Source organism: Kribbella sp. NPDC050241 (assembly GCF_044459685.1).
In the GTDB taxonomy this organism is placed as follows: domain Bacteria; phylum Actinomycetota; class Actinomycetes; order Propionibacteriales; family Kribbellaceae; genus Kribbella.
Genome location: NZ_JBITJE010000002.1, coordinates 1,130,808 through 1,142,362, shown reverse-complemented (window position 1 = coordinate 1,142,362; position 11,555 = coordinate 1,130,808). Strand labels below are relative to the sequence as shown.

14 protein-coding genes are annotated in these 11,555 nt (G+C 67.2%); 7 read left to right on the top strand and 7 right to left on the bottom strand.

The genetic code is table 11. The features are described from left to right. Positions 1–45 precede the first annotated feature (45 nt). The 3 genes from ACIBG5_RS13405 to ACIBG5_RS13395 are packed head-to-tail and all read left to right on the top strand — an operon-like array spanning position 46 to position 2,817. On the top strand, positions 46–369 hold the full coding sequence (locus tag ACIBG5_RS13405) for a hypothetical protein (protein WP_396391806.1): 324 nt from the start codon (positions 46–48) through the stop codon (positions 367–369). A gap of 1 nt (position 370) precedes the next feature. Continuing rightward, complete coding sequence (locus ACIBG5_RS13400) at positions 371–2,275, top strand: DUF6571 family protein (protein WP_396391805.1); 1,905 nt, start codon at positions 371–373, stop codon at positions 2,273–2,275. Continuing rightward, positions 2,275–2,817, top strand: coding sequence for a hypothetical protein (locus tag ACIBG5_RS13395; protein ID WP_396391804.1), 543 nt, complete (start codon positions 2,275–2,277; stop codon positions 2,815–2,817). The genes ACIBG5_RS13400 and ACIBG5_RS13395 overlap by 1 nt, the downstream gene beginning before the upstream one ends. 155 nt (positions 2,818–2,972) lie before the next feature. On the opposite strand, the gene ACIBG5_RS13390 is transcribed toward ACIBG5_RS13395, so the two are convergent. After that, entirely contained in the window at positions 2,973–3,278 is a 306-nt protein-coding gene (locus ACIBG5_RS13390; protein ID WP_396391803.1) for a hypothetical protein, read from the bottom strand. A 171-nt stretch (positions 3,279–3,449) separates the two neighbouring features. Between ACIBG5_RS13390 and ACIBG5_RS13385 the strand changes: the two genes are divergently transcribed. The 4 genes from ACIBG5_RS13385 (at position 3,450) to ACIBG5_RS13370 (ending at position 6,485) form a co-directional block, all read left to right on the top strand. Beyond that, positions 3,450–5,354, top strand: coding sequence for a hypothetical protein (locus tag ACIBG5_RS13385; protein WP_396391802.1), 1,905 nt, complete (start codon positions 3,450–3,452; stop codon positions 5,352–5,354). Next, complete coding sequence (locus ACIBG5_RS13380) at positions 5,354–5,527, top strand: hypothetical protein (protein ID WP_396391801.1); 174 nt, start codon at positions 5,354–5,356, stop codon at positions 5,525–5,527. Before ACIBG5_RS13385 ends, ACIBG5_RS13380 begins: the two co-directional genes overlap by 1 nt. A gap of 57 nt (positions 5,528–5,584) precedes the next feature. Continuing rightward, positions 5,585–5,764 (top strand): hypothetical protein, encoded by a 180-nt coding sequence (locus ACIBG5_RS13375; RefSeq protein ID WP_396391800.1) that lies wholly within the window; start codon positions 5,585–5,587, stop codon positions 5,762–5,764. Positions 5,765–5,888: 124 nt separating this feature from the next. After that, positions 5,889–6,485 carry a hypothetical protein gene (locus ACIBG5_RS13370; RefSeq protein ID WP_396391799.1) on the top strand — a complete coding sequence of 199 codons (597 nt, stop codon included), beginning with the start codon at positions 5,889–5,891 and terminating at the stop codon, positions 6,483–6,485. Positions 6,486–6,533: 48 nt separating this feature from the next. Here ACIBG5_RS13370 and ACIBG5_RS13365 read toward each other — a convergent pair whose 3' ends face one another. From ACIBG5_RS13365 to ACIBG5_RS13340, 6 genes are all read right to left on the bottom strand, one after another. Beyond that, complete coding sequence (locus ACIBG5_RS13365; RefSeq protein ID WP_396391798.1) at positions 6,534–7,514, bottom strand: hypothetical protein; 981 nt, start codon at positions 7,512–7,514, stop codon at positions 6,534–6,536. After that, a complete protein-coding gene (locus ACIBG5_RS13360; protein ID WP_396391797.1) occupies positions 7,508–8,146 on the bottom strand; it encodes a hypothetical protein in 639 nt (212 codons plus the stop codon). Before ACIBG5_RS13360 ends, ACIBG5_RS13365 begins: the two co-directional genes overlap by 7 nt. Before the next feature lie 88 nt (positions 8,147–8,234). Then, the gene (locus ACIBG5_RS13355; RefSeq protein ID WP_396391796.1) at positions 8,235–9,194 is read right to left on the bottom strand and encodes a hypothetical protein; all 960 of its coding nucleotides are present in this window, start codon (positions 9,192–9,194) and stop codon (positions 8,235–8,237) included. Further along, complete coding sequence (locus ACIBG5_RS13350) at positions 9,188–9,823, bottom strand: hypothetical protein (RefSeq protein WP_396391795.1); 636 nt, start codon at positions 9,821–9,823, stop codon at positions 9,188–9,190. The genes ACIBG5_RS13355 and ACIBG5_RS13350 overlap by 7 nt, the downstream gene beginning before the upstream one ends. 55 nt (positions 9,824–9,878) lie before the next feature. Continuing rightward, complete coding sequence (locus ACIBG5_RS13345; RefSeq protein WP_396391794.1) at positions 9,879–11,156, bottom strand: thymidine phosphorylase; 1,278 nt, start codon at positions 11,154–11,156, stop codon at positions 9,879–9,881. After that, complete coding sequence (locus ACIBG5_RS13340; RefSeq protein WP_131516977.1) at positions 11,156–11,551, bottom strand: cytidine deaminase; 396 nt, start codon at positions 11,549–11,551, stop codon at positions 11,156–11,158. Before ACIBG5_RS13340 ends, ACIBG5_RS13345 begins: the two co-directional genes overlap by 1 nt. Positions 11,552–11,555 lie beyond the last annotated feature (4 nt).

Here is an 11,555-nt window from a genome sequence, read left to right as displayed (position 1 = left end):
TGGCTTTTACTAATCTGTGGCATACCTGACGACGGAGGGGTGGGCATGGCGGAAGAGCAGAACGCGTACAAGGGCACGCTCAACAACTGCAAGACCTCGGTGATCCCGAACGCCCGGGACGCGATCTACCACGGGTCCGGCAACCCGGCCGACAGCCTGCTGAGTGATCTCTCCTCGGGTGGCTGGGCCTGCACCAGCGCAACCGAGTTCTCGAACACGCTGCGCGGCAAGACCGGCACCATCCTCGGAGCGTTCGACGACGCGGTCAGCGTGGTCAACGCGGCGTGGAGCAAGGAGCCGGACGAGGTGCCGGAGAACGACTGGCGAGGCAACGCCTGGCCCAAGCAGTGGTCGATGAGGAACATGTGAGATGGCCGACATCAAGATCGACATCAACAAGCTCGACTCGGCGCTGAAGAAGCTGGACAACCTGGTTTCTGCCGTGGACTCCAACCGCAAGTCCGCGAGCAGCAACACGCCGATCTCACTGCCGTCCCTGGAGGACGGCGACCTCGGCAAGACCACCAAGTGGCTCACCGAGCAGAAGCCCGAGCTGCAGACCCGGCTCGACCTGGCCAGACTGCTGGACGTCGACGGTGACGGCCAGGCGTCGTACAAGGTCGAGTACGGCGACCAGCTGTGGGAGGTCAAGCGCGGCCTCAGCGACGAGATGACCAAGCAGCTCAAGGATCTCGACGTCAACAGCGTCGACGACCGCAAGCGGGCGGCCCTGCTGGCCTCGCTGCTGAACCGCTACCAGAACGACCCGGACATCCCCTGGCAGGTCATGAACGGCCTGGGCCCGGAGGGTGTGACCGAGGTGATGAACAAGCTTCGGAACATGACCGGCCAGTACGGCAGCCAGTACTGGCAGAACTCCGACAACCCCGGCGACGAGCACACCGCCCTGATCGACCTGCAGGAGCAGATGGGCAAGGGCCTGGCCGGCATGTTCTCCAGCGCCTCGGTGTACATGGACGGCGACTGGGGCAAGAAGATCGCCGAGGACCCGTGGTCGGCCAGCGTCTTGATGCGCTACATCGACAAGGCCCACAAGGACATCGACCCGATGGTCTTCGAGGCGATGGGCACCGAGCTCAAGGACCGCGAGCGCAACGACCCGATGATCTGGTCGCAGATGTACAGCGACCCGGACTACTGGAACTTCGGCAACGAACACTTCAGCGAACTCAGCCCCATGCGCGAGTACCTGAACGTCGCCGACAACTCCACCCGCGACGCCCAGGCCGTGATGGGCAACGACGATCTGCTGCAGTACTTCACGTCGGAGCGGATGGACTACGACGACCTGAGCGACCAGGCCGGCAAGGTGCTGAAGGTCGCGACGGTGGATGCGGCGTACAGCGACAACTACCAGTACTCGATGGACGCTGCGAAGATCTCGTCCAGCCTGCTGCACCAGCTCGGTGGAGACGCGGAGCCGCTCGACGGCGTGAAGGAAGAGGTCGGCGGCATCATTGCCACCTACATCGCCGACGCCGACCGCGTCCACGAGGGTGGGACCGGCGAGAAGGATCCCGGATACCACCTGTGGGGGGACAAGGACTTCCCCTACGGCTACGGACTCGGCGAGGAGTCCGGCATCCCCGCGTACGGCATCAACCTGAACCAGGCGGACCTTCGCGGTGTGCTGGAGGACATCGGCGACAACGACGCCGCCAAGTCGGCGGTCGGGAAGGCTACGTCGATCCTGAACCAGGCTCGCTTCGACTACGCCGCCGCACACCAGAGCAGCGACCCGACCGCCATGCACAAAGCCGCTCACGAAGGTTCCACCCTGTCGGGCTTCATGACGGACTCGCTGGTGAACGGCAACATCGACAGCGAGGAGGACGCGGCCGAGGAGCGCAAGAAGGTCGCGGAGTTCTTCACGTCGCCGATCGACCTGATCCCGACCGACAAGGTCCCGGTCATCGGTGACTTCATCAAGGGCGAGGTCACGGACGCGCTGGTCGAGGGCTACACGGCGGACAAGACCTCGGACGCGATCAAGGACGCCAACGACCAGCAGGGCAAGGGCATCACGCTGACCCAGCTGCAGGCGCTGTACGCGATGGAGAAGCACGACGTACCCACCGGCATCGACGACTGGCCGCAGGAGAACGGTCAGCCGAAGAGTCCGGAGCACCTTACGGACAAGGAGTTGCAGCGGGTCCTGGCGCAGGCCGACGGCCAGACCGGGGTAACCTCGGACGTCACCGGCGAGATCGAGAACGCCTGGGACGACTACAACAAGAAGTACGGAGACAACTGATGCGTCGCAGCCTCCTGTTCGCAGCGACAGGCACGCTTCTGCTGAGCCTGAGCGCTTGTGGGGACAAGGAGGCTGCGCCTCCCGCGGCCGACGCGCAGATCTGCGGCAAGACGATGACGACCTGGTGGTTCGATGCCACCGGGGCGCCGGACCTGCAGGGCGTCAGCAAGGGCAACGTGCCGCTGACGAACCCCGGGCAGACCGACGGTACCTACAAGTCGGCGGAGTGCCGGGTCTTCTCCGAGGGCAAGGAAGTCGCGAATTTCAGGGCCGAGCTGACCACCAAGATCAAGATCCAGGGGACGAACGGATCGATCAGGAAGTACCCGGATGCGGGCAAGTTCACCGTCGCCGACGGATCGGGTGCGGTCGAGCCCGAGACCGGAGACGTCGGTCGGGCCTGGTGGACCTGCAAGACCACCATTCTGAAGGTCGAGCTCTTCGCGCCCAAGGACAAGGACACCCGCGACCAACTGGTCAAGGACCTCGCCCAGCACATCGCACCGATCGCCGGCTGTCCCGGCCCCGCGGCGCCTAGCTGACCTGACAGCTTCCCGGGCCCAGGTCCCGCACGCCGCTTGGTGTGCGGGACCTTTCTCATGTCTCCACCGCGGTACGCCGTGGCGCCTAGCCGGTGCCTGACACAACGAAAAACCCTGCACACCACCTGGTGTGCAGGGCCTCTCGACGGACTGGATCAGCGGGGGGAGGTGACCTTCGGGAGGTCGCGGTGCTGGCCCTCTTCCTTCGCACCGATCTTGAAGTGCTGCTGCTGGAACGCCACGTCGTTCGCGGCGGCCGCGAACGCCTGGCACATGTTCGTCAGCGAGCTCTTGAAGTCCACCCACGCCGTCGCGAACTCGGTAGCACCCTTCGAGTGCCACTCCTCGGCGGCCCGGGAGTGTGCACCGTCGACATCGGTCACGATCTGGTCGGCCGAGTTCATGCTCGCGACCAGCTTGTCGTACAGGTTCTCCAGATCCGCAATGTTGGCCTGCGCCATCTCAACCTCCCGATCAGGGGCCCCCTCGTGAGACCTCCTCGAATAAGAAAAACATACGGCTCCGAGGGGTCATCCCGCGGCTGTGTGGCGCTTGCCACCAATGACCTTTTCAGGGGTCGGCTGAACCTCCTCGCCCGTAACCTTGTGTGACCGAATGTGACGAGGGGTGCTATGGCTGACATCAAGATCGACATCAAGTTGCTCGACTCCGCACTGAAGAAACTGGACAACCTGGTTTCTGCCGTGGACTCGAACCGCAAGTCGGCGAGCAGCAACACGCCGATCTCGCTGTCGTCACTGGAGGATGGGGACCTCGGCAAGACCACCAAGTGGCTGACCGAGCAGAAGCCCGAGCTGCAGACCCGGCTCGACCTGGCCCGGCTGCTCGACGTCGACGGCGACGGACAGGCGACGTACTCGGTCAAGGACGGTGACACGCTGGCGGCGGTCAAGCGGGCGCTCGGTGACGAGATGGGCAAGCAGCTCAAGGACCTCGACATCGACAGCGTCGACGACCGCAAACGTGCCGCGGCGCTGGCCAAGCTGCTGCAGCGCTATCAGGACGACAAGGACGTCTCGGGCCAGGTCATGAACGGTCTCGGCCCCAAGGGCCTGACCGACGTGATGAACAAGCTGAAGGATGTGTTCGGCCGCAACAGCAACGGGTACTGGCAGCGGACCATGAACGTCGGCGACGAGCACACGGCGCTGATCGATCTGCAGGAGCAGATGGGCAAGGGCCTGGCCGGCATGTTCTCCACCGCCTCCGACAAGATGGACCCGTCGTGGGGCACGAAGGTCGCCGAGGACCCGTGGGCAGCGGCGATCCTGCTGCACTACATCGACAAGTCCCGCAAGGACGTCGACCCGGCCATCTTCGAGTCGATGGGTACCGCGCTCAAGGACCGCGAGCACAACGATCCGACCATCTGGGGCCAGATCTACAACGATCCCGACTACCGGCACTTCGGCGAGGACAGCTTCAAGGAGATCAACCCGCTGCGCGAGTACCTGAACGTCGCCGACAACAGCACCCGCGACGCCCAGGCCGTGATGGGCAACAAGGACCTGAGGCACTACTTCACCGTCGAGCGCCAGGACTCCGACCACCTCAGCACCCAGGCCGGAAAGGTCCTGAGTGTCGCCACCACCGACGCGGCGTACAGCGAGAACAAGGACGTGGCCAAGAAGGCCGCCGAGATCTCCTCGGACCTGCTGTACGACATCGGCGACAAGGGAAAGCCGCTCGACGGCATCAAGGAAGAAGTCGGCGGCATCATCGCGACCTACATCGCCGACGCCGACCGGGTGCACGACCAGAGCGCCGGAGAGAAGACCCCTGGAGTTCACTCGTGGGGTGCTGGGGAATATCCCTACGGCTACGGTCTCGGCAAGGAGTCCGGTATCCCGGAGTTCGGCATCAACCTGGACCAGAAGCACCTGCGTGGCGCGTTGGAGGACATCGGCGGCAACGAGGCCGCTGCGTCCGCGGTCGGCAGGGCCACGTCGATCCTCAACGCCGCGCGCTTCGACTACGCCGCCGAGCACCAGGCCGAGGACAAGGGGTCCATGCACAAAGCGGGTCATGAGAGCGCCACGCTGGCCGGGTTCATGACGGACGGGCTGGTCAACGGCGACATCGACGGCCAGGAGGAAGCGGCCAAGGAGCGCAAGAAGATCGCACAGCTCTTCACGTCGCCGATCGACCTGGTCAAGACCGACAAGGTCCCGGTGATCGGCGACCTGGTCAAGGGCGCGGTGAAGGACGCCATTGTCGACGGCTACACGGCCGACAAGACCTCCGACGCGATCAAGTCGGCCAACGAGGGCCAGGCGCACACCATGTCCCTGACGCAACTGCAGGCCTTGTACGCAATGGAGAAGCATGACGTTCCCACCGGCATCAAGGACTGGCCAGAGGAGAACGGTCATCCCAAAGCACCGGAGCAGCTGAGCGAGAAGGAGTTGCGGCGCGTCCTGGCCGAGGCCGACGCCCAGACCGGAACCACCTCGGACGTCACCGGGGAGATCGACGACGCCTTTGACGCCTACCAGAAGAAGTACGGCGACAATTGATGGATCGCCGCCTCGGTGTCGCCGCAGCGGTACTGCTGCTGGGCCTGACCGCCTGCGAACAGGAGGCGCAGCCGCCGTCCGCCGATGCGAAGATCTGCGGTGTGACGATGGCCTCCTGGTGGTTCGACGCGAGCGGCGCACCGGGGCTGGTGGGGACGATCAGCGGCGCGTAGCTGCCGATCGAGTATCCCGTCGACCCTGGAACCGGCCTGCCGCGGACGGAATGCCGGGTGTTTTCCGACGGCAAGCAGATCGGTGACTTCACCGTCCGCCTGAGGGACAGCGCGGCGGCCGACAACGCGTTGGGCGCGGTCCAGAGCCGCCCGCAGGACCGCGTCCAACTCATGAAGCCCCTGGCCCAGCACATCGCCGAGGTCGCCGGTTGCCCTGATCTTCCGGCACCGCGCTGACAAAGGTCACGTTCTGTCGGGGGTCCTGTACGTCGGCGGGCTGAAGGCCGATAATTTTCTCGATGGCTACCAGGAAACTCGCGCTGAAAGTTGCGACCCGCCAGTGATTGGTGCGTCGCGACGTGTGGTGCTGCCCGCCCTCATCCTGGCCGGCGCGACGGTGTTGACCGCTTGTGGGAACGACCAGCCACCGACGCTGGGACCGCCCGCGCCCGTGGCCGGTCTGGTGAAGTCGGGTGATCTGCCGGGCTCGCCGCAGCAGGAGCCGTTGGGCGAGGACGGCGTACCGCCGAACGGGTGCACGCTCGGCGGCGCGATGAGTCTGCAGGAGCACGCGGATCAGACGCAGTTCGTCCAGTACGCCCTGGCCGGCGGGACTGTGGTGAAGTCGTTCCTCTACACCTACCAGGACGCGGCGCTGCTGGCCAAGGACTGGAATCTCCTTGTCGCCGGCAACAAGAGCTGCGTCGGCCGGATGACAGGTCCCCCGAACGGCGGCTACGGCCTGCTGGAGGACCTGCCGGCGACCGTGACGGGCTACGAGACGTTTCTCCGCACCAAGAGCCAGGTGGCCCACTCCGAGCGCGCCTGGTCCCGCCGAGGCACCGACAGCATCGTCTCCGTCCTCGTCACCCACACCACCACCGACGTCGCCGCCGACCCAGTGGCAACCCTCCCCGCCGACGCCCAAGCCCTCACCCAGAAGACCGCCGCCGAATAACAGCAAAGACCCGGCTCGGAGCTACCGGGCCGGGTCCTGTTGCCTGGATCAACGAGCGACGGCCTGAACCTCCAGCACGCCGATGTTGGTGGTGTAGCTCTGCGGCGCGGGCTGCTGCGGGATCGCGCCCATGTCCGTGCCGTTGTACGACCAGGTCGCGCCCCACGTAGTGGTGGCGGTGACCGGCGTGGTGCCGCCGAGCGGGCTGGCCTTGGTGAATTGGATGGTGCACGGGTTGGCGGCGCCTGCGGCATACGGCGTACCCATGCCGTTGCAGGTGGTCGATCCCGCACCCGGCGCGGAAACCGTCAGCGTCGACAGCTTGGCGTCGACGTGGGCGGTCTGCGTGCCGGTCACCGAGTTCGCGGTGGCGTCGACGTACAGATCGTCGACCCGGTCCTTCACCCAGACCCAGGTGTCCAGGTTGACCAGCGTAGACCCGTCGCCGGTGCGCTTCGGGTTCCAGTCGATGGCCGGCTCGGGGATGGTCAGTTCGCGCGACGCGACGTCACGCAGCAGCTGCGGCGGGACCGGCGGGGTGGGCGGATTCTGTCCGGCCGGGACGTACACCGACTTGTGGTTGGCGAACCACTCGTCGGTGAACTTGAAGAACGAGTCCAGGTCGTCGCCGAACGTCTCGGACGAGCAGACGCCGCCGTACCAGTGGCCCTTGTCGTCGTCCTTGTACTGCTCGTATCCGGGGTACGGCGTGAACGGTCCGTCCAGTTCACCACCGGTGTGATGCCAGTCGGCGTTGGCCTTCCCGCTGCTGACCCACTCGTAGTACTCCTTGCCGGTCATCCCAGGCTCCATGTAGCACGGCGCGGGCACCGACACGGTCCGCGACGCGCTGTGCCCATCACTGCCACCCCGCACCCCCGTTCCGCTCACGGTGATGACGATGGTGCCGCCGCTCGTGGTGGGGGTCGTGCCGGGCGGCGGATCGAAGGCGAGGGCGGGTCCGGCCGACGTCAGCAGCAGGCCGACGCCGAGTCCGGTGGTCACCAGAGCGGTGCGCAGTTTCAGCATCGAGCTTCCTTCAGGGCGTAGTTGGTCACTCGCCAGACCCCTGTCGAGCGGGACAGGGTGGCCTGGATGGTCAGGGTGGGATTCCTTCGAATACTCGCGTCGACGTACTTCGTGCCGTTCGCGCGATACGTGATCAGTTTGGACTGGTCGAGGCAGCCGTTGACCGCGGCAACTTCACCGACGGCCTGCGCCTTGGTGACGCGGACGGTCATCGTGCCGCCCGAGCGTTCCTTCCGCCCCAGCTGCGGCTTCAGCACCGCGTCGAGGTACTTCACCACCACGGGCTCCGCGACCCCCGACATCGGCTGCGGCGGCTTCGCACCCGCCGCCAGGGCACCGAAGGCCACATGGAGTTGCTGGAAGGTGACGACGGCCGCGGAGGCGGCGGCAGGCAGTCCCGAGGGTCGCCGCAGATCCACCGTCAGGTTCCCGTACTTCGCGGCCGCGCGTGTCGGCTGCGTCGTCGGGGCTGGGCTCGCGCTCATGGTCGCGGACGGCGTGCCCGGCGTCGCCGACGTAGGAGCCGACGAGTCCGTGACCGTCGGCAGGCCACCGGTGTCGTCGCCACCACAGGCTGCCGGCAGTACCGCGAGCGGGGCCAGCAGTAGTACGGCCAGACGCGAGCGGGACACAGAAACCTCCGTCGATAGGCACAGAGCCGGGAACACGTTACCCGCTCAACGGTTCACCACGACGTCGGGGTTCAGAGGCCGAACACCGTCAGCGGTTGGGGACCTGGACCTCTACCACTCGGATGTTGGTGGTGCCGGGGGCCGGGTCGAGTTGCTCGGGGGTGTCGCCCTGGGGACCGCCGGGGTTGGAGGACCACGTGGTGTGCCAGTTGGTCTTCGCAGTCACGGGGCTGGTGCCACCACCGGCGCTGGCCTTGTGGAAGGTGATGGCGCACTGGCCGGTGGCGCCGGGGGCGTACGGTACGCCGGCGTCCGGGCAGGTGACGGTGTCCGCGTTCGGGGCCGAGACGGTCATGCCGGTCAGGTCCGCATCCACGCGGGCCGAGATCCGGCCGACCATCGAGTTGACCGAGGCCTCGACGTAGTAGTTGGTGGTGCGGTCCGTGAGCCAGACCCAGGTGTCGAGGTTGACGAGGGTCGCGGCATCGCCGTTGTGCTTCGGGTTCCAGTCCAGGCGCGGCGCCGGCACGGTCAGGGCGTCGAAGGCAACGTTGCGCAGGATCTCGGGCGGCACCGGCGGGATCGGGGGCGTGCCACCGGCCGGCACGTAGACGCCCCTGTGTTCGGCGAACCAGGCGTCGGAGTACTTGAAGAACCCATCCAGGTCGTCACCGAAGGACGCCGACGAGCACATGCCGCCGTACCAGTGGCCCTTGTCGTCGTCCTTGTACTTCTCGTACCCCGGGTACGGATCGATCGTGTCACCGTTGGGTCCGCGGCCCATGGTGCCGCCGCCCTTGACCCATTCGTAGTACTCCTTGCCGGTCAGGCTCTGGATGTACATGCAAGGAACCGGCGTCGACACCGTCTGGGTCCCGCCCTGTCCGCCCGAACCGCTACGGACACCGGTCCCGGTGACGGTGATGCTGATGGTGTTGCCGCCGGCACCCGGTGTCGGCGTCGTGCGGTCGGCGAAGGCGGGCTGTGCTGCTGTCACCACGCCCGCCACTCCGAGTGCGGTCAGGATCGCCAGTCGTCGGATCAACATGGTTCCGCCTTGAGGTTGTACTCGGTCACCTTCCAGACACCGGCGATGTTGCCGAGGATGACGCTCGCGCTGAGCTTGGGATCCTTCTTGGCCCCAGGTCCCACGTACGTCGTCCCGTTGGCCCGGACCAGCACCGACTTCGACTGGTCGTAGCAAGTGTCCAATGCTGCGGCGGCAGCGCTCGTCCTGACCACCTTGGTGGTGACAGTGATCGCGCCACCGGTGCGCACCTTCTGCGTTTTCTGGCTCTGCAGGATGCTTCGGACGTCCTGCAGGGCAGCGGCCGCGCCCCATGTCGCCAGGGTCGGATCCTCGACGTTCGTCGCCTGGGTCTTGTGCGAGGCACGCTCGAAGGCGTCGTACGCCTGCAGCGCCAGGGCGGCGGCGGCCGGCGGGGCCGGCTTGTGGTTGATGACGAGGGTCAGCGCGCCGTACTTCTGGGTGCTGGTGGTCGGCCCCGCCGTAGGCGTTGCGGCCGAGGCCGGCGTCGTGGCCGGGGTACTGCTCGAGGGACCGCTCGAATCCGAACTTGCCTCTGGCAGGCCACCTGTGTCGTCCGATCCACCACAGGCTGCGGGCAGCACCATCATCGGCACCAGCAGCAGGGCAGCAAGCCGTGCGCGAACCACAGACACCTCCGACTATCCGGTCGCTGCGGACACCTTACCGTCGGAGAGGGCCAGGTCACGCCCCGATGCGGTCGATCACCAGCGGGGTCCGGTCGTACGACGCTGCGACCTCGACGGCGTCCGCCAGGGACTCCAGGGCGCGGTCGAAGCGGGCCGGGTCGTCGGTGTGGAGGGTGAGGAGTGGCTGCCCCTCGGTCACCTGGTCGCCGGGCTTGGCGTGGAGTTCGACGCCGGCGACCGGAGAGACGGGGTCCTCCTTGCGGGCGCGGCCGGCACCCAGGCGCCAAGCGGCGACGCCGATGCCGAGGGCATCGAGTTTGGACAGTACGCCGGTGGCCGGAGCCGGTACGACGTGTTGCTCGGGGGCGACCGGGAGCTCGGCGGACGGGTCGCCGCCCTGGGCCGCGATCATGGTGCGCCAGACGTCCATCGCCGTACCGTCGCGGAGCTTCTCGGCCGGGTCCACGTCCGTGACGCCGGCCGCGGCCAGCATCTCGGCCGCCAGCGCGATCGTCAGTTCGACCACGTCCGCTGGGCCGCCGCCGGCCAGGACCTCGACGGATTCGCGGACCTCGAGCGCGTTGCCCGCGGTCAGGCCGAGCGGGACCGACATGTCGGTGATCAGGGCAACGGTCTTCACACCGGCGTCCGTGCCCAGGGCAACCATGGTCTCGGCCAGCTCGCGGGCGTCGGCGAGATCCTTCATGAAGGCACCGGAGCCGACCTTCACGTCCAGCACCAGCGCACCGGTGCCCTCGGCGATCTTCTTGCTCATGATCGAGCTGGCGATCAGCGGGATCGCCTCCACCGTGCCGGTCACGTCCCGCAGCGCGTACAGCTTCTTGTCCGCGGGCGCGAGGCCGTCTCCGGCGGCGCAGATCACCGCGCCGACCTCGTCCAGCTGGCGCATCAGTTCGTCGTTCGAGAGCGCGGCGCGCCAGCCCGGGATGGACTCGAGCTTGTCCAGGGTGCCGCCGGTGTGGCCGAGGCCGCGGCCGGACAGCTGCGGTACGGCGACGCCGCACGCGGCGACGACAGGTGCCAGCGGCAACGTGATCTTGTCGCCGACGCCCCCGGTCGAGTGCTTGTCCGCGGTCGGCCGGGACAGCTTCGCGAAGTCCATCCGCTCGCCGGAGGCGATCATCGCCGCCGTCCAGCGGGCGATCTCGCGGCGGTTCATGCCGTTCAGCAGGATCGCCATCGCCAGCGCCGACATCTGCTCGTCCGCGACGTCGCCCCGGGTGTAGGCGTCGATCACCCAGTCGATCTGACCGTCGCTCAGCTCGCCCTTGTCCCGCTTGGTGCGGATGACATCCACCGCGTCGAAGCTCACTACTTCTCCAGGTCCTCGGGCCCGAACGCGTCGGGCAACAGCTCACGCAGCGGCCGCGGTCCGGTCGGCGTCTCCAGCAGCAGGTCCGGCCCGCCGTTCTCGTGCAGCAACTGGCGGCACCGCCCGCACGGTGTCAGCAGGTCGCCGTGCTGGTCCACGCAGGTGAACGCGACCAGCCGGCCGCCGCCGGTGCGGTGCAGCTCGGACACCAGGCCGCACTCGGCGCACAGGGCCAGTCCGTACGACGCGTTCTCGACGTTGCACCCGGCAACGATGCGCCCGTCGTCGACGTACGCCGCCGCGCCGACCGCGAACCCGGAGTACGGCGCATAGGCGCGCCCCATCACCTCGACGGCGATCGCCCGCAGCGCCGGCCAGTCGACATCCCCCGGCACGGCG